The sequence below is a fragment of the Cohnella sp. LGH genome (genome assembly GCF_017671885.1).
Lineage (GTDB): Bacteria > Bacillota > Bacilli > Paenibacillales > Paenibacillaceae > Cohnella > Cohnella phaseoli.
Genome location: NZ_CP072117.1, coordinates 7,129,530 through 7,151,692, shown reverse-complemented (window position 1 = coordinate 7,151,692; position 22,163 = coordinate 7,129,530). Strand labels below are relative to the sequence as shown.

Genomic DNA, 22,163 nt, shown 5'->3' with positions numbered 1-22,163 from the left:
GCCAAGCGGACGAAGGGGGCCGGAATCGATGCTCAAATCACTGTTCAAGCCGTTTTCCTCCCGTCTTTCCTACCATAGCATTCGCACGAAGCTGCTCGTCTGCTTCCTGATCGTCACGATTATTCCATTGCTGTCGGTCGGGGCGCTATCCTACTACCAATCGGCGAAGACGATCGACTCCCAGTTCGGCAAATACGGGGAAAATGCCGTCGCCCAGCTGCAGCAGCAGATGAATGGTTATCTGACGAGGATGAGCCAGACGGCGGCCACGATTTATTCGTATTTACTGGACCCGGCAAGGAGCGGGCTGGGCGATAGCGTTCCGTCCACGTATCGCGACATTCTCGACAAAAACAATTTCGAGTACTTTTTGAAAGCGCTTAGAACGGAAAAGAATGCGGGAATTTATATTATAGGCAGGTCGGGATATTACTATGGAGAGAACAATTTGGACGTGACCAAGCTGGAACGCATTCCGGCCTGGCGGGCGATACCGGACAATCCGGCGGGTGATTACTGGCTCGGCTTCTATCCTCAGAATCACGAGCTCAAGGATCCGGAGGAAGATGAGGAGACTCTAACCGTACTCGGCTTGGCGGAAGCGATCACCAGCCCTTACGGCGCGCTGCGCGGGAGCATGATTCTGATTGAAGAGAACGCGGAAGATTTGCTGCGCATGTTCGAACTGTTCGAGAACGATACGCAGGCGCATCTGACGATTGCCGATTCGCAAGGACGGATTATCTACGAAACGGCGGTGGAGTACGAGGCTCGGGATAGCGACATCGTCTGGCACAAGGATATCGAGGCCAACGACTGGACGATCGAAGCGAGGCTCCCGGCCAAGCTTTTCTACCGCTCCTCCGGACTGATCCGCTCGAATACGGTAATTGCGGCCGTCGCGTCGACGCTGCTTGCTTTTGCGCTGGCGTACTTGTTTTCCTCCCGTTTCACCGCGCGCATCAGGCGGCTCAAGGATTCGATGCAGAAGGTCAGCTTCGGCATGCTGCACACGAGAACGAAGGTTGAAGCCAAGGACGAACTGGGCAGTCTGGACGTCAGCTTTAACAACATGGTCGGCGGTATCGAGTCGCTGATCCGCGAAGTCGAGACGAACGAGCGTCAGAAGAAGGAAGCGGAGCTAAGAGCTTTTCATTATCAGATCAATCCGCATTTGCTGTTCAATACGTTGAATTCGATTCAATGGAAGGCGCGGCTGCAAGGAGCGGAGGACATCCGCCAGATGCTGTACCATTTGACGATGGTGCTGGAGGGCAATCTGAACATCTCGCAGGAACTGGTTCCGCTGGGACGGGAGCTGCGGATTATCGAGCATTTTCTGAAAATCCAGGAGGTTCGCTACGGCGCTGTATTCCGCTACGAGCAGGAATGCGACGAGACGCTGAAAAAGTATCTGATTCCCCGAATGACGTTGCAGCCGTTGTTCGAAAATATTTTTTTCCACGGCTTCGAGGATGGCAAGGGAACGATCCGATTGACGGTAGAGGACGAAGGAACACTGCTCCGGCTTGAGCTGACGGATAACGGGGCAGGCATTCCGCCCGACAAGCTGCACAAGCTGCTGCTGCCCAGCGAACGGCGCAAGGGAAGAGGCGGGCTCGGCGTACGGAATGCCGACCAGAAAATCAAGCTGCACTTCGGGCTGCAATATGGCTTGACGGTCAAATCCAGTTCGGGCGAAGGAACGACGATTGTGATCAAGTGGCCTAAAAAGGAGGAGAACGCGGATGGACACGGCGACGGGAACGATTAAAGTTATGATTGCGGATGACGAGAGCATTGTACGCAAAGGGCTGCAAGCCACTGTGCCTTGGGAAAAATACGGAATGGAGGTTGTCGCGGACGCCGCGAACGGACGCAAGGCGTGGGAGGCGTTCCAGCTTCATCGGCCGCAAATCGTGATCACCGATATCGTCATGCCCGAGATGGACGGCATCGAGCTGTCGCGTAGAGTGAAGCAGGCTGCGCCGGATACGAGAATTGTTCTGCTCAGCTGCCATCGAGATTTCGAATATGCCAAAGAAGGGCTGAAGCTTGGCGTCTCCGGATATTTGCTCAAAACTGCGTTCGAAGACGACGAGCTGGAAAGCATGCTGGAGCAATTTCGTAAGGAGTTAATCGCTTCCCGATCGGATTCCGGCGCCGATTCCGCCCGAGAGGATATAGGCGAAGAGAGATTGGGCACGCAGCTCTATGCGTGGTTAAGCGGTCATAGCGACAAGTTTGCCCGCGAACTGGAGAAGCTGGCCGAGGCGCGTTCGTGGCGGGAACGGGCGCTTTATGTCTATGTAATCAAATCCGGCTTAAACTGGCGGGACGCTGCGGACATATTAAGTCGGGATGACGCATTAAAGAACGAGGGAGCCTTAATCCCATTCAGCGAGGAGCGTTGGTACTGGATGCTCCCGGCCGCGCTTGCAGATGCCGCGAGCGGCTGGCTTGTAGAGCGCAAGAGCGAGCATGCGGAACTGCTATGGTCGCGTTCCGGCCCTGTAGAAGGCCCGCAGCAATGGCTGCGGGCGATTTCCGAGCTGCACAAGGAAGCGGAAATGGAAAAAGCATACGGCGTGTCGTCCGGAGAGTGGCCGGAACCGATCTGGAAGGCGCTCCGATTGATGCACGACAATCCGGCCGCGGATTGGTCGGTCAGCGACGTAGCCGGACAGGTCGGTCTTAGCCGCAGTCATTTCTCGATTTTGTTCAAGAAATCGGTCGGCCTCAGCTTCGTCGCTTATCAATATAAGCGCAAGCTGAAAATCGCCCGCGAATTGCTCAAGGACACTTCCCTGACGATGCAAGACATTGCCGAGCGAACCGGCCTTGGCGACAGTAAATATTTTAGCAAATGGTTTAAACGCTGCACCGGGCAGACGCCAAGCCATTACCGGACGCAACAAAAAGACGGCGCGTCCCGAACAGAATGACACCCGACCTCCAACATCGAACAAAAGCGCACGAAGGTCCGAATAGATGTCCGTTTTGAACCGCTTTCATGTCCTCTATGATAGGGATGTAAGCGGTTCACTTATTTTGAGCACATTCCACGGGGAGGCAGCACAAATGAAAAAGAAAAGCTCTGCTCTGCTATTGGCCACAATGATGGGCGTTTCGTTGTTAAGCGCTTGCGGCGGAGGCGGCGATAAAGCCGGCAACGGCACGCCGTCCGCATCGCCATCCGCATCGCCGTCCGCCGGCTCCAGCTCCGAAAACACCGGCGGCTCCGAAAATGCCGGATTGACGGGAACGATCCGCTTCGCTTCCTGGGATACCGGCGATGCATTGAAAATTCAGCAGGACATCGCCAAAAAATTCGAGCAAAGCCATCCCGGCACGAAGGTCCAAGTGGAAGCGTACGCCGACGGCTTCGATCAGAAGCTGGCCGCCGGCTTCGGAGCGGCGAACCCGCCTGACGTTATGTACATGTGGGATTTTCCGACGTATCATCAATCGCTTGAGCCTTTGGACGATTTCGCTTCCAAGGACGCCAGTCTGAATATTGAAGATTTCTATTCCGGTCTTTTCAACTACGGCAAGATCGACGGCAAGCTGTACGGCATTCCGGTCGGTTTTACGACTCGAGTCGTGTATTACAACAAGAAGCTGTTCGACGAGGCGCAGGTTCCTTATCCGCAGGACGGCTGGACTTGGAGCGATTTCCAGGACATCGCCGCCAAGCTGACGGATAAGAGCAAGAAGCAGTACGGCTTCGGAGTTCGCGCTTCGAACGATACGTACGATCTGCAAGGCTTCGTATGGAGCAACGGCAGTTCGTTTATCTCCGACGACGGTAAAACGATCGAGGGCTATATGAATAGTCCGGAAACGGCGGAAGCGATTCAAATCTTCGGCGATCTGGTGAAGAACGGCTCCGGTGTGCTCGTCGGAGGCAAAGGTCAACAAAGCGGCGAGGATATTTTCAAAGCCGGCAAGCTGGCGATGTGGGAGAGCGGAATTTGGCCGCTTGGAGGCTTCAAGGAAGCGGGCATCGATATTGGTACGGTGGAAATGCCGGCGTTCCCGGGCAAGCCGGTCAAAGGCATCATCGCCGAATCCGCGCTGTCCATCGCCAAAGATTCGAAGCAGAAAGAGCTGGCTTGGGAGTTCGTGAAATTTTACGTCTCCGCTGAAGCGATCAAGATGCGCACAGCCGATTTGCCTGTTCGCGTCAGCGTCGTTAACGAGCTGAAAGTAGATCAAGACCCGCTGTACAAACCGTTCTACACGATGCTGGAGCGCTCCGACAATACGCCGGCCTTCCTGCTCAACTCCAAATGGAACGAAGTCAATCGCCATTTGGAAGCAGCGGTCGAAGCAGTCGTTCACGGCGCCTCCGCTCAAGAAGCCCTCAACTCGGCGGTTAAGGACGGGACTCGTTACTTGAAATAGGTCGGTTAGACTTTTTGAACTACCTCTTAAAGAAGGAAGGTTAAGAGATGGCTAAAATCGCCCCCCAAGCGGCAACATACGCAGCCACCCTCAAGCCTGCAAGGAAACGCGGATGGGGTAGGGTCTCGCCCTACCTCTTCGTTTTTCCCTGGCTGTTCGGATTTCTCGCGTTTACGTTAGGTCCGCTGATTTTTTCGCTCGTCATCTCGTTCTTCGATTGGCCGATCGTCGGCCAAGTGAAATTTGTCGGCTTTGGCAACTACGTCGAGATGTTTACGCAGGATTCGCTGTTCTGGAAGTCGTTCGGCGTAACCGTCAAGTTCGCTGCGCTGTTCGTGCCGCTGAACATTGTCGTCGCGCTCGGCCTCGCTATGCTGCTTAATCAGAACGTACGCGGCAGCGCCTTTTTCCGCACCGCCTTCTACTTGCCCTCCGTCATTTCCGGCGTTGCGCTGGCGATGATCTGGGCGTGGGTATACAGCGGCGAATACGGCATTTTGAACTTTTTTCTCTCGCTTGTCGGCATTGACGGTCCGGATTGGCTGAACGATACGAAATGGTCGCTCGTCGCTATGGTCATCGCCAGTTTGTGGGGACAGGGCTCAATGATGCTCATTTTCCTGGCGGGCCTGAAAGGCATTCCGAAGGATTTGTACGAATCCGCGTCGATCGACGGCGCCGGCAGATTCAGACAGTTCCGCAGCATTACGATTCCGATGCTTAGCCCTACCGTGCTGTTTAACCTGATCACATCGATTATCGCGGCGTTCCAGCAGTTGACCTTGGCCCTCGTATTGACTGGGGGAGGTCCGCTCAAATCGACTTATTTTTACGCGATGTACATGTACGAGAACGCCTTCAAATATTTCAAAATGGGCTATTCCGCGGCGAACGCCTGGTTCATGTTCATCATCGTGCTCGGGCTGTCGTTCCTCGTCTTTAAGTCGTCCGCGGCTTGGGTCTATTATGAGGGAGAAATCAAGAGCGGTTCGAAGCCGAAGTCCGGTGCCAGGAGGCGGTCCGCATGAGCATTAGCAATAGCATGAGAAAAACGTTCGTATACGCGATGCTGGCATTTTGTTCGCTGCTGTTTATCGCACCGTTGTTCTGGGCGTTGACGACAGCGCTGAAGGACCCGACCGAGCTATATCAATTTCCGCCGAAATGGCTGCCTTCCGTATGGAAGTTCGGCAACTTCGCGGAGGCTTGGACGGTACAGCCGTTTAACGTGTTTCTGAAAAATACGGTAATCGTAACCGTGATGGCGACGCTAGGGCAGCTCATCTCGTGCGCTGTCGTGGCCTACGGCTTTGCCCGTTTCGAGTTCAAGGGACGCAACTTCCTGTTCCTCGTCGTGCTGTCGACGATGATGATTCCTTGGGAAGTGACGATGATTCCGCAATATATGGAGTTTAACTATCTCGGCTGGATCAATACGCTGAAGCCGCTGATCGTACCCGCCTGGTTCGGCTCGGCTTATTTCATCTTCCTGCTGCGGCAGTTTATTTTGACCATCCCTCGCGAATTGGACGAGGCGGCGACGATCGACGGGGCGAGCAAGCTGGGCATTTTCCTCCGGATTATTGTACCGCTTATGGGACCTGCGCTGATTCTGGTCGGCGTCTTTCAAATGATGAGCTGCTGGAACGATTACCTCGGCCCGCTCATTTTCCTGAACGATCAGTCGAAGTATACGCTGACGCTGGGCTTGGCGCAGTTCAAAGGGATGTTCGGCGTCGATATGCAGTCGATTATGGCGATTACGTCGCTGATCTCGATTGTGCCGCTGGCGGTATTCTTCTTCGCGCAGAGGTACATTGTCGGAGGCATTGCGGGTACGGGCATTAAAGGATAGAGAGAGAACTGGGAGGAGAAAAGACACCATGCAGAACATCAATGCGGCAAAGGACTGGGAAAATCTTCAGGTGCTGGAGCGGGGAAGAACGGCAAGCAGAGCTTACTTCGTACCGTTCCCGGAGGCCGGGGCAGCGCTGGGCTATGATCGGGGAAGCTCTCCCTGGTTCAAATCGCTGAACGGCGTCTGGAAGTTCAAATACGCGGCAGGGCCGGAGCTGGCTCCGGAAAAATTTTACGAGGAAGGCTATGCGATCGGCGCATGGGACGACATTCGGGTGCCGGGACTTTGGCAGCTGCAAGGCTACGGCAGCCCGCATTATACGGATTTGGACTACCCCATCCCCGTCGATCCGCCGCATGTGCCAAACGATAATCCAACGGGCTGCTATGTTCGAGAGTTCGAGCTGCCGGAGTCCTGGGACGGGAGGCAGATTGCGCTTAAATTCGACGGTGTGGACAGTGCGTTCCATGTGTGGGTTAACGGCCAGTTTGTCGGGTATAGCCAAGGCAGCCGTTTAACCTCGGAGTTTGACGTGACGCCTTTCGTAATCGGCGGGATGAATCGGCTGGCGGTGCGCGTCTATCAATGGTCCGACGGCAGTTATTTGGAAGATCAGGATATGTGGTGGCTGAGCGGGATTTTCCGCGACGTGTACTTGGTGGCCGAGCCTGCGACTGTTCGTATCTTCGACTATCGGGTTATAACCGAACTGGTAAACAGCTATCGGGACGCGGTGTTGAATGTGAGTGTGAGTTTTGCCGGATCTGCCGTTGCGGGGCGGGTGGCTTTGCGGCTGCTGGATGCGGACGGTTCGGAGGTTGCGGTAGCGGAGAGCGTTGTGAAGGGAAGTATTGTCGATTTCTCCGTTCCGGTAAAAGGGCCGGAGCTATGGAGCGCGGAAAACCCGGCTCTCTATCATCTGACATTGGAGCTGTTCGACGGCGAAGAACGTTTGGTCGAGGCTGTGGCCCAGCGCGTCGGTTTTCGCCAAATCGAAGTCCAAAACGGCGTGTTCCTCGTTAACGGCAAAGCGATTTTGCTAAAAGGCGTAAACCGGCACGACCATCACCCGGATACGGGACGCACCGTGTCGCTTGCGACGATGCGCGACGACGTGCTGATGATGAAACGGCATAACATTAATGCGGTGCGGACAGCGCACTACCCGAACGACCCGCGTTTCTACGACCTGTGCGATGAATACGGCCTGTACGTGATGGAAGAAACCGATTTGGAGACGCACGGCTTCGAGCCGCTTGGCAACATCTCTCGTCTCAGCGACGATCCGCTGTGGAAGGAGGCATACGTCGACCGGATGCGCCGCATGGTGGAGCGGGACAAAAACCATCCGTCCGTGCTGTTCTGGTCGCTCGGCAACGAATCGGGCTTCGGCTGCAATTTCCGCGCAATGTCGGAATGGTGCAAGCAGGCCGATCCGACCCGTCTCATCCATTACGAGGAGGATCGGGAAGCGGAAGTGTGCGATGTCGTTAGTACAATGTATTCCTCGGTCGAGAAAATGGCAGGCTTCGGCAAGCTGGAGGATCATCCGAAGCCGCATGTGCTGTGCGAGTTCGCTCATGCGATGGGCAACGGTCCCGGCGGGTTGAAGGAATATTTCGAGACGTTCGATGCGTACCGCAGACTTCAGGGCGGCTTCGTCTGGGAGTGGATCGATCACGGGCTCACCTTCCGCAAGCAGAACGGCTGCATCGACTACGCCTACGGCGGAGACTACGGCGACGAGCCGAACAACGGCAACTTTGTCATTGACGGACTTGTTCGTCCCGATCGTACGCCGTCTCCGGGTCTGATCGAATACAAAAAAATCATCGAGCCGGTTCGCGTGCATCATCTGGGCGACAACCGGGTGCGCATCGAGAATCGTTACGATTTTCTGACGCTGGATCACCTCAGCGCTTCCTGGTCGCTTGCAGTTGGCGGTCGGGCGGTCAAGAGCGGCTTGCTGGTTTTGCCGCGCATCGCTCCGGGGGAAAGCGCCGAGCTGGAGGTGCCGTGCGGCGAGTTAGGTTCAGGCAGCGGGGAAGAAAAGTGGCTGAACGTAAGCTTTGCGTTGAAGGCGGACCAGCCGTGGGCGCAAGCCGGGCATGAAGTCGCTTGGGCGCAAATCCTGTTGCGTGAGGCGAACTTGCAGGAGGCATCAGTTGGCAGCGAGGCAGGTTTGCAGGCTGCGGCGGGCGGCGGTGCGCTGGAGAGCTTGTCGTGCTCCGAGGAAGGCCGCCGAATTATAGTCGGCAACGCCGAGTTCCGAGCGGCGCTGGAGGCTTCGCGGCCGGGATTGGGCTGTTGGACGGCGAACGGAAAGACGCTGACGCTTGGCGGACCTCGCCTCAACTTCTGGCGCGCGCCGATCGACAACGATATGTATGTTGTAGCGGACTGGCGCAAAGCGCATCTCGACAAGCTGACGGAGCGGGTCGACGGCTTCCGCTGGGAGCGTCTCGGCGAGAGCGCGATTCGCGCAAACTGGACTTCGCGGATTGCGCCGCCGGTGCACGACTGGGGCTTCCGCTGCGAGACGTCGTATACGTTAACGGGCTCGGGGCTGATCGTCATCGATGTGCACGGCGTTCCGATAGGCAAGCCGCCGGCGATGCTGCCGAAGATCGGACTGCAGCTGGAGCTGCCCGGAGATGCGGAACATGTGGAATGGTACGGCAGAGGGCCGGGGGAGAATTACTCGGATAGCAAGCAAGCGGGCAAGTTCGGCGTATACGCCAAAACCGTAGACGAGCTGTTTACGCGTTATGTATATCCGCAGGAGAACGGCAATCGCACCGATGTTCGCTGGATGTCGGTGACGGACGGAGCGGGCATCGGCCTGTTGGCGGCCGGGGCGCCGACGCTGGAATTCAGCGCGCGGCGGTATACGGATCGCGACTTGGAGAAGGCAAAACATGAGAGCGATCTTGAGCCGCGGGAATTTATCACATTGAATTTGGATTATCGTCAGAACGGACTGGGCAGCAATAGCTGCGGTCCGGCGCAGCTGCCGCCTTACGCGGTCGGTTCGGAGGAGTTCCGGTTCCGCATTTTGTTGGCGCCTTATTTGGCGGGGAATCATGCACCGGACAGGTTGAGTCTGCGAATGGCTGCGGAAGCGGCGCAATGGACGAAAGGGGAATAAACGATGCTGAACACAGCCGACGTATTGAATTTGACGGGTAAAGTGGCGGTTGTCACAGGAGGAGCTTCCGGCATCGGCTTGGCGACGGCGGAGCTGCTGGCGAGCTTCGGAGCGCATGCGGTGCTGCTCGACATTAACGATGAACTGGGAGAGCGGGCGGTCGCGGGCATTCGCGGCCAGGGAGGAACGGCCAGCTACTATCGCTGCGATGTTTCTTCTTCCGAGGACTGCAAGCAAGTAGCGGCGGAGATTGATTCCGCCTGCGGCCGGATCGATATTTTGTTCAACAACGCCGGCATCATTCGTCGACGGACCGTCGTCGAGCTGGAGGAGCGCGACTGGGATCTTGTGCTGGACGTGTCGCTCAAGGGCGTATACCTGCTGTCCAAGTACGTTATTCCGATTATGGAGCGCGGGGGCGGCGGCAGCATTATTAACTCCGGTTCCGGCTGGGGATTGAAGGGCGGCGATCGCGCTGCCGCTTATTGCGCCGCCAAGGCGGGGGTCGTGAATCTGACCAAAGCGATGGCGATCGATCACGGCGTGCAGAACATTCGCGTCAACTGCGTTTCTCCGGGCGACACGGACACGCCGCTGCTGCGCGACGAAGCGAAGCAATTGCAGCGGGACGAAGCGGCGTTCCTCGTCGACTCCGCCAAAGGCCGGCCGCTGGAGCGGCTTGGCACGCCGCGCGACATCGCCAATGCGGTGCTGTTCCTCGCAAGCGACTTGTCGTCGTGGGTGACCGGCAGCGTGCTTGTCGTCGACGGCGGCGGTATTGCGTGAGTTAGATCAGCTTAGGTTGATGTTCAACCCTATAGAAACGGAGGCGTTCCCTTTGTCCGAAAATAGAGCTTTTGCTCATCCCTATATTCCGAATACGGTGCCAGAGGTTCAGGAAGCGATGCTGAAGGAGATCGGCCTGACGTCGATCGAGCAGCTGCACGAGGCCATTCCGGACAGCTTAAAGCTGGACGGATTGATGGACCTGCCTCCGGCGATGAACGAGTACGAGCTGCGCCGACATGTGGAAGGTTTGCTGGCGAAGAACAAGCACGCCGGAGCGGGCGGCTATTTGAACTTCCTTGGCGCGGGCTGCTGGCAGCATTTTGTTCCGGCGATTTGCGACGAGATTAACCAGCGCTCCGAGTTCGTCACGGCGTACGCCGGTGAACCGTATGAGGATCATGGCCGCTTCCAGTCGCTGTTCGAATATCAGAGCCTCGTCGCCGAACTGGTCGACATGGACGTCGTTAACGTGCCGACGTTCGACTGGGCGCAAGCTGCGTCCACAGCGATTCGCATGGCGGGTCGAATGACCGCCCGCCCAGTCGCGTTGTTGCCAAAGTCGGTCGATCCCGACAAAGCCAAAATCATCCGCAACTACTGCACGCCGGTCATGGAGCTGCGCGAACTGGAGATCGACCCCGTTACGGGCAAGCTCGACATGGAAGACCTTCGCCGCAAGCTGACGGAAGAGGTTGCTGCCGTTTATTTCGAAAATCCGGGTTATCTGGGCATCATTGAGGATCGCGGCGCAGAGATTGCGGCGTTGGCCCATGCGGCTGGAGCGATTTCGATCGTCGGCGTAGACCCGATTTCGCTTGGCCTGCTGGAGCCGCCGAGCCGTTACGGCGCCGATATTGTTTGCGGCGACCTGCAACCGCTTGGCATGCATATGAATTACGGCGGCGGCCAGTCCGGTTTTATCGCTACTCATGACGAGGAGAAGTTTGTCATGGAGTATCCTTCCCGCCTGTTCGGTATCGTGCCGACGGAGGTGGAGGGAGAGTACGGCTTCGGAGATGTCGCCTATGAGCGGACGTCGTTCGCTCTGCGCGAGAAAGGTAAGGAGTCGGTCGGTACGCAAACCGCGCTATGGGGTATTACGGCAGGCGTTTACCTGTCCTTGCTCGGGCCTCACGGCATGAGCGAGCTGGGCGAGACGATCGTGCAGAAGGCGCGTTACGCCGCTCGCAAGCTGGCGGATATCCCCGGCGTAACGCTGCGGTTTGCCGCGACGGATTTCTTCAAGGAATTCGTCGTCGACTTCGGCGGTACGGGCTTGACGGTGGCCGAGATCAATCGGCGGCTGCTGGCCGAAGGCATTTTCGGAGGCAAAGACTTATCTGCAAGTTATCCCGAATGGGGACAATGCGCACTCTACTGCGTAACCGAAATTCATGCCCAGGCCGATCTGGATCGGCTCGCGGACGCGATCAGAAAGGTTGTGAGCCCTCAATGAGCCACGCACCGACGAACAAATCATCCGGCCCTATGCAGCGGATTCGCCGGGATCATAAAGTCCGCAACTTCCACCAGGCGAAATGGGATGAGCCGGTCGTATTCGAGCTTCACCGTCCGGGCGAACGGGGCGTGATCCCGCCGGGAACGGAGGCAGGCATTGCGTCCAAGGTCGGAGGAGCGGCTTCGCTCATCCCGGCCGCGATGCGCCGGAGCGAAGCGCCGAAGTTGCCGGAGATCGGCCAGGCCAAGGTGCTGCGCCACTATCTGCGGTTGTCTCAGGAGACGCTTGGCTCCGATCTGAACGTCGAGATCGGGCAAGGAACTTGCACGATGAAATATATCCCGCGCATTAACGAGATGCTGATCCGCACGCCTAATATGATAGAGCTGCACCCGCTGCAGGACCCGGACTCGGCTCAAGGGATATTGGAGGTTTATCACCGGCTAGATTTGGCGATGCGCGAAATATCCGGTATGGACGCATTCTCGTTTCAGCCGAGCAGCGGCACGCAGGCATTGCTGGCGATGGCTTCGATTGTCCGTGCCTACCATGATTCTCGCGGCGAAGGGGAGCAGCGCGACGAGATCATTACGACGATCTTCTCCCACCCTTCTCAGGCGGCGACCGCAGCGGTCAAAGGCTACAAAATCATCACTTTGCATCCCGACGAGGACGGCTTTCCCGATCTGGAGAAGCTGAAGGACGCCGTCTCTGAACGTACGGCAGGATTCGTCGTCGCCAATCCGGAGGATACCGGCATCTACAATCACCGGATTCGCGAGTTTACCGACGTCGTGCATGCGGCGGGCGGCGTCTGCTTCTACGATCAGGCGAATGCCAACGGGCTGCTCGGCATTACGCGGGCGAAAGAAGCGGGCTTCGATATGTGCTTCTTCAATCTGCATAAGACGTTCGCCGCTCCGCATATGTGCGGAGGCCCGGCAACGGGGGCGCTCGGTGTGGCGGAGCCTTTTGTGCAATTCCTGCCGGGACCGCTCGTTGTGCACGAAGACGGCAAATATGCGCTGAAGGATCAGCCGGACGCGAGCATCGGCAAAGTGCGCAGCTTCCACGGCGTCGCCCAGACGGTTCTGCGTGCGTACGCTTGGATTATGGCTCTCGGTGCGGAAGGGCTGCGCGATGTCGCTCGCATTGCCGTGCTGAACAACAACTACCTGTATCATAAAATTTTGCAAATTCGCGGTGCCAGCGCTCCTTATATTAAAGGTCGTCGCTTGGAGCAGGTGCGTTACAGTTGGAAGCAATTGACGGACGAGACGGGCGTGACGACGGAGGATATTACACGTCGGATGTGCGACTTCGGACTCCATTACTGGACATCCCACCATCCGTATATCGTACCGCAGCCGTTCACCTTGGAGCCGACCGAGTCCTATTCCAAAGAGGATTTGGATGAGTATATTCAGGCTTTGGCGCACATTTCCGAGGAGGCGTACACGAACCCGGACATCGTGAAAACCGCTCCGCACAGCAGCACCGTACACCGCAACGACGAATCGTCTCTCGACGATCCGGCCCAATGGTGCATCACTTGGCGGGCGTACTTGAAGAAGGCGCAATTGAAGTAACATTTAGATGAGGGAGGACCCCGATTAAGGGGTCTTTCTAATTTCCAGCATCACACGCTGCGGACGAGGCGTATAAGTCCGCCTGAGGGACTTATCCCAAGCGGCATCCCGCGGGAGAGGCAAGGGACCGGACGGTCAGGCAGCAAGGAAAGGAGCGACAAATGGCATATTTGCGGGATTTGTGGAGACTTCCCGTCGGAGTGAGGCGTTTTCTGGCTACGGAGGCGCTGTATGGCATCGGCATTGGTATGTATTCGCTTGTGCTGAACTTGCATTTGCTGTCCAGAGGCTTAAAGGCCGAGCAAGTAGGGACGCTTGCGTCCCTCGGAATTCTGATTATGGGCGCCGCCGCGATTCCCGTCTCGATGCTGGCAAGTCGTTTGGGACGCAAGCGGCTGCTCTCGATCGGAGCAGGGTTCGTGGCGGCGGGCAGCTTGGCATATTCGGCCGACGGGAGCTTTGGATATTACATTGCGGCGCAGTCGATCGTCTCCATCGGGTTGACGCTTATCGAGACGACGGAGACGCCGCTGCTGTTCCGTTATTGCGCCACGCGCCAAGACGAGACGAGGGCGTATTCGCTGATGTTCGCGGTGTTTACCGCGTTTACGGGAGCGGGGACGCTGGCGGCGGGGTATTTGTCGGGAGGGAGCGGGGATTACCGGCCTCCGCTGCTGCTTGCGGCGGCGATTCTCTTGACGCTCTCCATCACGCGGGCGCTATGGCTACCGCCCGAGAAACGAGCCGTCGTAGAGGACAAGCATACTAGCGAACAGAACGGAACGGCGCTAGAGGCGGGAAAAGCGGATAAAGCTGAGGATAAGACCCCGACCCCAACGAACAAGCCGCGTCCGAGGCGCAAGCTGTGGCTGTTCGCTCTCTTCCTCGCTGTAATTAGCGGAGCATTGGCGCTCACCGGTTCCTTCCTCAACGTCATCGTCAAATTTCGGCTCGACTGGGCGGATGAAAGGGTATCGCAGCTGCTGGCGGCGAACGGAATCATTCTATTTATTTGCTCGCTGCTGACCCCCTATGTCATCGAGCGGTTTGGGAGAAATACAGCCATAATCGCCGTATTTTCAAGCAACCTGCTCCTGTTCGCGCTACTGTACGCGCAGCTGCCCGAGCTGCTGTTCATGCCCTTGTTTCTGCTTCGCGGCGGGGGAACCACGATGCTGTCCAATCTGCTCGACAGCCAGCTGATGTCGGCGTTCGCGGATCGCGAGCGCAATTTGTTCGCCGGGATGAGATCGGTATTTCGCAGCGCCGGCTCCTCGGGAGCGACCTATGCCGCAGGCTGGATTCTCGCCGGGGAGGACTACCGTCTGCCGTTTCTGCTGACGGCCGTCGCGCTGGCGCTGGCTCTCGCTTTTTACATCAAATGGATTCGCCCGGTCCTGTGACCGGGCTTTTTTTTCTCCCGCGGATTGTATTAGAATAGATTTCATGCTTAAAAACCACAATCCGGAGGCCGCCGGCGGCGCGCGTCCGGCAGGAGATGAACGGATGTGTTTCCCGATTCCTTGATCAAGAGGTTCCATCGAACCTCGTTCCGCAACAAGCTTGTGCTGACCTACGTTCTGCTGATCGTAATCCCCGTATTCTCCGCATTGTTCATCTACGGCACTCAGCTGTACCGGCAGACGACGACCTATTACGAGGACATACTTGAGCAATTGAACCAGCGGACCAACGTGACCATCGACGACTTCTTTACGAACCTGGCCCGCAATTCTTTTTTCTATCTGACCGATACGAAGCTTCACAATATTATGGACAAGGCGCTGCCGTCCTCGGACAAGCAGTACCTTAGCGACTCCAATTACATGCAGAACGCGATGGAGCAATTCGTGCTGATCAACGGCAACATCGCAATGATCTACGTTCAGGCGCCGAACGGCAGTCTTTATGGGAGCAAATCGGATAAAGCCAATCAGTTGCTCGATACGCTTAAGGAGATCGGCAGGGAGAAGCTGCGGGAGAGCAAGATGTACATCCACGTCCCCAAGGCGTTCGATATGAATCGCAATAGCGGCAACCAGTCGATCTCGATCGTCCGCTACTTGTCGGACCTGAATCTCAATAACGGGCGGGAAGCCTATGCCCAGATCGATATTTACTACAAGTCGATCGAAAATATGCTCGGCGGTATCTCGGTAGGCGATCAGAAGCTGAGGACAATCGTGCTGGCGGGCGATCGGGTCATCTACAATTCGGACGGGCGCTCCCGGATTCAATCCGCGTCGGACAACGAAGAGCTGATAGCCGGTCTGGCGAAAATGAAGCTGACGCAGGAGGGCAGCATCGTCTCCAATCTCAGGTGGAACGGCGAGCATTATATGGTCAGCGGCAGCCTCAACCGAGTTACCGGCTGGACCGTGCTGCAGTTTATTCCCTCCGATCAGATCACCAATACGTTTATCGGCAATACGGTCAGCTACGCTCTGTTCGGTATTTTGGCGTTGATCGCGGCGTTGGCGCTGGCCTTTTTCTTCCATCGCTATTTTGCCAACCCGATCCTGAAGCTGAGCGGGGCGATGAAGATGGTCGACACCGGCAATCTTCACAACGTGACGGTCAAAACGGACCGGGAGGACGAGATCGGCCGCCTGATTATGAGCTACAATGCGATGATCGAGCGTCTGAAGAGCAGTCGGGCATCCGAGATCGCGGCGGGGCAGCAGCAGAAGAAGGCCGAGCTGAAAATGCTGCAGGCGCAGATCAATCCGCATTTTCTATACAACACGCTGAACGCCATTCACTCGATTTCGGAGCTTCACCGCATCGATACGATTTCGACGATGACGAAAAGCCTGTCCAGCCTATACCGCTACAACATCAAGTACGGGGACGAGGTAACGGTCGCCAAGGAGCTGGAGCAGATCGACAATTACGTGAAAATCCAGCAGATCCGCTTCCTGAACCGATTCCAAGTGGAGTATCGCGTCGACCCCGAGGTGCTGTCCTATAAAATCCTGAAATTTCTCATGCAGCCGATTATCGAGAACAGCTTCTACCACGGCCTGGAGCCGAAGGGCGGACAGGGGCTGCTGACGCTGACGATCAAGCGTCAAGGTCAGTTCCTTCACATCGAGGTGAAGGACAACGGGGCGGGCATAGCGCCCGAAAAGTTGGCGGAGCTGACGGCGATGCTGGAGGAAGACGGAGCCGCAACGGGAGAAGATGCGGATTCGGGACGCCATTTCGGCCTGCGCAACGTGCATACGCGGATTAAGCATTTTTACGGCGACGGCTATTGGATGAGGGTGCACAGTCGGGAGGAAGAGGGAACGACGATTGAGATGAACATTCCCTTAAGCAAGGAGGACGAGAGACCATGAGAATCATTGTGGCGGACGACGAATATTTCGCGAGGAAAGCGATTGTGCAGATGATCGCGGATTGGGACCCCGACATCGAAATTATCGAGGCGGAGGACGGCGCGGCTGCGTTAGAGGCGGTTGAGACGCTGAGCCCCGAGCTGCTGCTGACGGACATTCGCATGCCGGGCATGGACGGAATTCGGCTGGCTGCGCTCATACAGGAGCGCGGTCTGCGAACGCCGGTGGCGATCATTAGCGGCTTTGACGATTTCTCCTATGCGCAGCAGGCAATCAAGTACAAGGTTGAAAATTATTTGCTTAAGCCGATCGACCGGCAGGAGCTGTACCCGCTGCTGGACCGCTGGAAGTATTTGCAGGCCCGTTCGCGGGAAGCCGCAAGGGAATCCGCGCTGGCGGACGCTGTATACGGAGAGGAGACCACCGGCGCCGAATTAGTCGCCGAGCCGGGGTTGTACGCCCAGACGGCGGTAATTCGCTCCTCCTCCGGACGGCTTGCGGCGTTGACCAAGAGCGCCAAGGAATGGATAGCCAAGCGCTGCGTCGACGGCCTGATCGTTCCGGACAAGCATGAAGCGGGGCTGCTCGTCATATGGGCCTGCTATCGGAGCGAGTCGATGGACGAGACCGGCGGCTTAAAATTCATGTGCGACACCTATGTGCGCCAGGCGGCCGAGGAAGCGGGCGAGACGGTGACCGCAGCTGGAGTCAGCAGTCTGTTCACGGAGCCCCATCGGCTTGAAGAGGCGTACAAGCAGGCGAAGACGGCCGCGTTGCAAAGCGCGCTGACGGAAGGCGGGCAGACTGTTCAGGGCACGGAACTGGCTGCGCAATATCCTTACGATGCCTTGGCGCTGCGCGAATGGACGGATGCGTTCCGCCGCAAGACCGACAAGCTTCAGGCGCAGGAAGCGGTCGAGATGATCCGCCAATGGCTGGATGAGGCTGTCGCTCGTTCGTATTCCGCCTTTATGCTGCAGGATTGGTTCGCTACGGTCGTGAATCTGCTGAACGCGCTCGCCGGACGCTTGCCGGGAGATGCCGGAACGGGCTTCATCGCTTGGCGCGGCTTGTTCGAGTATGCGTCGCCCAAGGCGCTTGGCGACGACCTGGCTGCGTGGCTGCACAAGATTGTGGAGCGCGTGAAGGAAAATGAATCGAAAGCCGATATCGTGGAACATTTAAAACAATATGTGGATGAAAATTACAAGAGCCGGATCGTGCTTGAGGAGCTGGCGGCGAGCGCGTATTTCGTCGATCCCAGCTATTTGAGCCGCCTGTTCAAGCGGAAATGCGGCATGGGCTTCGCCCAGTACGTGCTGACGGTGCGAATGCAGAAGGCGAAGCGGATACTGGAGCGGGATCCCTCCCTGAGCGTGGCGGACGTCGCGACGGAGGTTGGGTTTAACGATTACTCCTACTTCATCCAGATGTACAAGAAGGTATACGGAGAGACGCCGGGCAAGTTCAGAAGCGGTCACTCACCGGGCGGACAGCCTTAACCGGATAGACATTTTTGTCCTATGACGCAGGTCAGTTTTCTCCTATAAATCGCCTCCGGGCCGTTGCTACAATGAGAACCGTACACCGCGTACGACTTCAACAGAGGGGCTGAGAACATGAGAAAGAGTATGGTCAAAGGCGGGATCGCCGCGCTGACGGGGCTGTCGCTGGTCGTGGCCGCCGGCTGCTCAAGCGGCAAATCTGAAAGCGCCAACACGGGAAGCGCAAGCCCGGAGGCCAGTCAGGTCAAAATCGAGTATTTCCAAATGAAGCCGGAGGGCGTCGACGTCGTCAACGAGCTGTTTCAGAAGTTTCAGGAGAGCAATCCGAACATTCTCGTCGAGCAGAACAACGTCCCGAACCCGGAGAACGTATGGACGATGCGCGTCTCTACAGACGATGCGCCGGCCGTGTTCACGCACTATCCGCATAACTCCGTATTCCAGAAGATGGCCAAGGAGGGACAGGTTGTCGACCTGACGAACGATCCGCTGATGGCGAACGTTCAGCCGGCCATCGCCGACCTGAGCAAGATTGACGGCAAAAACTATCTCGTTCCGGTCGGTTTGGCGACGTTGGGCGTCTACTACAACAAGGATCTGTTCGAGAGCAACAATATTGCGCTGCCGACGACGACGGCCGAGCTGTATGCGGCGGCGGAGAAGCTGCAAGCTGCGGGAGTTACGCCCTTCTACTTCCATGATAAAGAATACAACGGTATCCGCCAGGAAGTTGTCTTCAAGATGGGACAAACGCTTCCGGACATCGAGCAATTCCTGGACGACGTCATGAACGGCAAGGCGCATATTACGGACAACGAAGCGTTTAAGCCTTTCGCTCAGTCGCTGCTCGACATTCGTCAATATGGGCAGAAGGACATGATGGGAACGAGCTACGACGACGCGCTGCGCGACTTCGCAACCGGCAAGACGGCGATGTGGTTCACCGGCATCTGGGCGATTCAGGAAATCGCCAAATCGAATCCGGACCTGAACTTCGCGATGTTCCCGTTCCCGACCGAGAACGCGGCCGATCTGAAGACCCAGGTTTCCGTCGACACCGCTATCGGCATTCCAACTCGCGGCAAAAACCAAGCCGAAGCCAAGAAGTTCATCGAATTCATGACGACCAAGGAGTCGGTCGAGAAGTATCTCGCTACCGCCGGCTATCCGTCGGGCATCAAAGATGTGCAAAGCGGTAGAGAAGAGATTACCTCGCTGACGCAACTGATCAACGACGGCAAAATCTATCCGACGATCGAGCGCCTGTGGCCGCCGGGACTTAACGCGGAAGTGGGCAAGGCGACGCAAGAAATGTTCATTACCAAAGATATCGGAAAATATCTGGATGCTCTGGACACCATCTTCTATAACGTGCTTAATCAGTAATCGGATTTCTAGGCAAGCGACAGAGGCGGGAACCCTTGGCCGGCATACGCGGAGACAAGGCTTCCCGCCTTTTCAATCGGAGGGATTACGATGAAAACTCGAGGATTCGGGCCGGGCGCGGCGTTCGCCCTGCTTACCGTTCCTGCAGTTGTGCTGTACGCGGCATTCTTTCTCGTGCCGGTGTTCATCGGCTTCTACTACAGCCTGACCGACTGGGACGGATTCTCCTTATCTTATAAAATGGTCGGCCTTAAAAACTACACTAGTATTTTGCAGGACAAACGCTTTCTGAACGCGATGTCGTTCACCCTACTGTATACCGCGATCGTCGTCGTGTTTAAGCTCGGTATAGCCTTGATTCTGGCGATGCTGCTGAGCCAGTCCTTGAAGCTGCGGGGACTGTTCCGCTCGATCTACTTCTTCCCGGCGGTGCTGAGCATGATTACAGTCGGTATGGTGTTCAACCAGTTTTTCTACTCGCTGTTCCCGCCGATCGGAGAAGCGCTCGGCATCGAATGGCTGTCGCGCAACCTGCTGGGCAACCCCGATACGGCGATTTACGGCGTTGCGCTGACGAACATCTGGCAGGGCTTCGCGACGCCGATGGTCATCTTCATCGCCGGTCTGGCCAGCGTGCCTAAGGATTTGACCGAAGCGGCCCTGATCGACGGGGCGACGCCAAGGCAGCGCTTCTTCTCGGTTACGCTGCCGTTCCTCATTCCGATGCTGACCGTGAACGTCGTGCTCGCCATCAAGGGCGGCCTGACCGTGTTTGACTACATCGTAGCGATGACGGGCGGCGGACCGTCCAAGTCGACGGAATCGCTCGGCTTCCTGATCTACCAGCACGGGATGAACGAAATGAAATTCGGCTACGGAACCGCGGAGGCGATCTACGTCTTCCTGCTGATCGGCCTCGTCTCCTTCGTTCAGATTAAGCTGCTGTCGCGGAAGGAGGCGGGACAGCAATGAGAAGCAGACGCCTGGCGTTTAACGCCTTTTCCTACGCCTTCCTGTCGGTCGGCACGCTATTCATTTTGATTCCCGTTTACCTGACGCTGGCCGTCGCAATGAAGACGAGGGAGGAGACGACGAAGAGCTTTTTCTCCCTCCCGAACAGCCTGTATTTGGACAATTTCGCCAGCGTCATCAACAAAGCGCACTTTTGGAGCATTTTTCAGAACTCGGTGCTCATTACCGTCGTTTCGCTGCTCATTATGCTGCTCGTTATTCCGATGGTCTCCTACGCCATCTCGCGCAATATGGACCGTCTCTATTACAAGTTCGTTTATCTGCTTATTCTGTCCGGTATTTTCGTGCCGTTCCAGGCGGTTATGCTGCCGATCTTCCGGCATATGAGCAGCCTCGACCTGCTTAACCAGGGCGGCCTGATCATTATGTACGTGACGTTGTCGTTCGCCCAAGGGCTGTTTCTTAGCGTCGGCTTTCTCAAGAACATTCCGCTCGAGCTCGATCAGGCGGCCAAAATCGACGGCTGCGGCGTCTGGCTGACGTTCACGCGCATTATCTATCCGCTTATGATGCCGATCGTCGCTACCATTCTGATTCTGAACAGTCTGTGGATCTGGAACGATTTTCAGCTTCCGCTCATTATGCTGAACCGCAGCCCGGGCATGTGGACGCTGCCGCTGTTCATCTACAATTTCAAATCGGAGACAAGCTTCGATTACAGCTTGGCGTTTGCCGCATTCGCGCTGTCGATGGCGCCGATCACGATTCTGTACGCGTTCACGCAGAAGTTCATTATCGGCGGCTTGACGGAGGGCTCGATCAAATCTTGACGGCCGGGGTGAACGAGCCTGCCCGAAGGTGTACAATGGTTGAAGTGTAACGATCAGGGAGGGACCATCATGCTGGCGAAAATCATGACTTTTAATTTGCGGTTAAACGTGGAAATCGACGGGGAAAACGCTTGGCCGCACCGGGTGAAGGCGGCGGCTGAGGCGATCAAACGCCACGATGCGGACATTGTCGGCATTCAAGAGGGACTGCTTGCCATGATCAGGGATTTGGAGCCGCTGCTGCCGGAATACGCCTGGGTCGGCGAAGGCCGGGAAGGCGGGGAGGAGGGCGAATACAGCGCAATCCTGTACAAGAAGAGCAAGTGGAGTGCAGGAGAGGTCGGTCATTTCAGCCTGTCGGAGACGCCGGAGAAGCTGGGTACAATGAGTTGGGATACGGCTTGTACGCGCATGTGTACATGGGCAAGGTTCAAGTCGGCCGACGGCGCGGAATTCGTCGCGTTTAACACGCATCTGGACCATATCAGCGACGAAGCCCAGACGAAAGGCATGGAGCTGATCCGGGAGCGGATCGAACGCTTTCGCCAGCAGACTGGCCTTTCCGTCGTGCTAACGGGAGATTTCAACGTCTACCCGGAGCACGCCGTCGTCTCCGGCTTGGAGCGGGCGGGCTATCGCAACGCCTATTCCGTTCTGGAGGAAGGCAGCCGCGGCGTCGGACGGACGTTCCACGAGTTTCTGGGCGGAGAACCGGGAGAGCCGATCGATTACGTATTCGCGTCGCCTGACCTTGAGATCGTCAGTGTCGAGGTCGATCGCGGGCAGTACGACGGTCGTTACCCTTCGGATCATTATCCGGTGACGGCCGTGGTGTCGAAGGGTTGATGAAGAACGGGGGAGATTCGCGATGTCTCGTAA

16 protein-coding genes are annotated in these 22,163 nt (G+C 56.9%); all 16 read left to right on the top strand.

Annotated features, from left to right (window positions below; translation table 11 throughout):
• The first annotated feature begins 28 nt into the window (after nucleotides 1-28).
• Nucleotides 29-1,774, top strand: a complete 1,746-nt coding sequence (locus tag J4772_RS29500) for a cache domain-containing sensor histidine kinase (protein WP_209072626.1) — start codon at nucleotides 29-31, stop codon at nucleotides 1,772-1,774.
• Entirely contained in the window at nucleotides 1,749-2,945 is a 1,197-nt protein-coding gene (locus tag J4772_RS29495) for a response regulator (protein ID WP_209072625.1), read from the top strand. The genes J4772_RS29500 and J4772_RS29495 overlap by 26 nt, the downstream gene beginning before the upstream one ends.
• Before the next feature lie 136 nt (nucleotides 2,946-3,081).
• Nucleotides 3,082-4,407 (top strand): ABC transporter substrate-binding protein, encoded by a 1,326-nt coding sequence (locus tag J4772_RS29490; protein WP_116059867.1) that lies wholly within the window; start codon nucleotides 3,082-3,084, stop codon nucleotides 4,405-4,407.
• 47 nt (nucleotides 4,408-4,454) lie between these two features.
• The gene (locus tag J4772_RS29485) at nucleotides 4,455-5,435 is read left to right on the top strand and encodes a carbohydrate ABC transporter permease (RefSeq protein WP_209072624.1); all 981 of its coding nucleotides are present in this window, start codon (nucleotides 4,455-4,457) and stop codon (nucleotides 5,433-5,435) included.
• Nucleotides 5,436-5,449: 14 nt separating this feature from the next.
• A complete protein-coding gene (locus J4772_RS29480; RefSeq protein WP_209077516.1) occupies nucleotides 5,450-6,262 on the top strand; it encodes a carbohydrate ABC transporter permease in 813 nt (270 codons plus the stop codon).
• Nucleotides 6,263-6,290: 28 nt separating this feature from the next.
• Complete coding sequence (locus tag J4772_RS29475; protein WP_209072623.1) at nucleotides 6,291-9,413, top strand: glycoside hydrolase family 2 TIM barrel-domain containing protein; 3,123 nt, start codon at nucleotides 6,291-6,293, stop codon at nucleotides 9,411-9,413.
• A 3-nt stretch (nucleotides 9,414-9,416) separates the two neighbouring features.
• Nucleotides 9,417-10,199, top strand: a complete 783-nt coding sequence (locus J4772_RS29470) for an SDR family NAD(P)-dependent oxidoreductase (RefSeq protein WP_209072622.1) — start codon at nucleotides 9,417-9,419, stop codon at nucleotides 10,197-10,199.
• A gap of 52 nt (nucleotides 10,200-10,251) precedes the next feature.
• Nucleotides 10,252-11,658, top strand: coding sequence for an aminomethyl-transferring glycine dehydrogenase subunit GcvPA (gene gcvPA / locus J4772_RS29465; RefSeq protein WP_116059871.1), 1,407 nt, complete (start codon nucleotides 10,252-10,254; stop codon nucleotides 11,656-11,658).
• A 32-nt stretch (nucleotides 11,659-11,690) separates the two neighbouring features.
• Complete coding sequence (gene gcvPB / locus J4772_RS29460; RefSeq protein WP_209077512.1) at nucleotides 11,691-13,250, top strand: aminomethyl-transferring glycine dehydrogenase subunit GcvPB; 1,560 nt, start codon at nucleotides 11,691-11,693, stop codon at nucleotides 13,248-13,250.
• 161 nt (nucleotides 13,251-13,411) lie between these two features.
• Nucleotides 13,412-14,653, top strand: coding sequence for an MFS transporter (locus tag J4772_RS29455; RefSeq protein WP_209072621.1), 1,242 nt, complete (start codon nucleotides 13,412-13,414; stop codon nucleotides 14,651-14,653).
• 105 nt (nucleotides 14,654-14,758) lie between these two features.
• Nucleotides 14,759-16,591, top strand: a complete 1,833-nt coding sequence (locus J4772_RS29450; protein WP_209072620.1) for a sensor histidine kinase — start codon at nucleotides 14,759-14,761, stop codon at nucleotides 16,589-16,591.
• The gene (locus tag J4772_RS29445; RefSeq protein WP_209072619.1) at nucleotides 16,588-18,093 is read left to right on the top strand and encodes a response regulator; all 1,506 of its coding nucleotides are present in this window, start codon (nucleotides 16,588-16,590) and stop codon (nucleotides 18,091-18,093) included. Before J4772_RS29450 ends, J4772_RS29445 begins: the two co-directional genes overlap by 4 nt.
• A gap of 117 nt (nucleotides 18,094-18,210) precedes the next feature.
• The gene (locus J4772_RS29440) at nucleotides 18,211-19,482 is read left to right on the top strand and encodes an ABC transporter substrate-binding protein (protein WP_209072618.1); all 1,272 of its coding nucleotides are present in this window, start codon (nucleotides 18,211-18,213) and stop codon (nucleotides 19,480-19,482) included.
• Nucleotides 19,483-19,572: 90 nt separating this feature from the next.
• The gene (locus J4772_RS29435) at nucleotides 19,573-20,454 is read left to right on the top strand and encodes a carbohydrate ABC transporter permease (protein ID WP_209072617.1); all 882 of its coding nucleotides are present in this window, start codon (nucleotides 19,573-19,575) and stop codon (nucleotides 20,452-20,454) included.
• Nucleotides 20,451-21,284 (top strand): carbohydrate ABC transporter permease, encoded by an 834-nt coding sequence (locus J4772_RS29430; RefSeq protein WP_209072616.1) that lies wholly within the window; start codon nucleotides 20,451-20,453, stop codon nucleotides 21,282-21,284. Before J4772_RS29435 ends, J4772_RS29430 begins: the two co-directional genes overlap by 4 nt.
• Before the next feature lie 69 nt (nucleotides 21,285-21,353).
• Nucleotides 21,354-22,130: an endonuclease/exonuclease/phosphatase family protein gene (locus J4772_RS29425; protein WP_209072615.1), complete on the top strand. Its 777-nt coding sequence runs from the start codon at nucleotides 21,354-21,356 to the stop codon at nucleotides 22,128-22,130.
• The last annotated feature ends 33 nt before the right edge of the window (nucleotides 22,131-22,163 follow it).

Coding starts and splice junctions, on each gene's coding strand:
- J4772_RS29440 (WP_209072618.1), top strand. CDS start 18,211: ATGAGAAAGAGTATGGTCAAAGGCGGGATCGCCGCGCTGACGGGGCTG.
- J4772_RS29490 (WP_116059867.1), top strand. CDS start 3,082: ATGAAAAAGAAAAGCTCTGCTCTGCTATTGGCCACAATGATGGGCGTT.
- J4772_RS29425 (WP_209072615.1), top strand. CDS start 21,354: ATGCTGGCGAAAATCATGACTTTTAATTTGCGGTTAAACGTGGAAATC.
- J4772_RS29500 (WP_209072626.1), top strand. CDS start 29: ATGCTCAAATCACTGTTCAAGCCGTTTTCCTCCCGTCTTTCCTACCAT.
- J4772_RS29445 (WP_209072619.1), top strand. CDS start 16,588: ATGAGAATCATTGTGGCGGACGACGAATATTTCGCGAGGAAAGCGATT.
- J4772_RS29470 (WP_209072622.1), top strand. CDS start 9,417: ATGCTGAACACAGCCGACGTATTGAATTTGACGGGTAAAGTGGCGGTT.
- J4772_RS29475 (WP_209072623.1), top strand. CDS start 6,291: ATGCAGAACATCAATGCGGCAAAGGACTGGGAAAATCTTCAGGTGCTG.
- J4772_RS29435 (WP_209072617.1), top strand. CDS start 19,573: ATGAAAACTCGAGGATTCGGGCCGGGCGCGGCGTTCGCCCTGCTTACC.
- J4772_RS29480 (WP_209077516.1), top strand. CDS start 5,450: ATGAGAAAAACGTTCGTATACGCGATGCTGGCATTTTGTTCGCTGCTG.
- J4772_RS29495 (WP_209072625.1), top strand. CDS start 1,749: ATGGACACGGCGACGGGAACGATTAAAGTTATGATTGCGGATGACGAG.
- J4772_RS29485 (WP_209072624.1), top strand. CDS start 4,455: ATGGCTAAAATCGCCCCCCAAGCGGCAACATACGCAGCCACCCTCAAG.
- J4772_RS29430 (WP_209072616.1), top strand. CDS start 20,451: ATGAGAAGCAGACGCCTGGCGTTTAACGCCTTTTCCTACGCCTTCCTG.
- gcvPB (WP_209077512.1), top strand. CDS start 11,691: ATGCAGCGGATTCGCCGGGATCATAAAGTCCGCAACTTCCACCAGGCG.
- J4772_RS29455 (WP_209072621.1), top strand. CDS start 13,412: ATGGCATATTTGCGGGATTTGTGGAGACTTCCCGTCGGAGTGAGGCGT.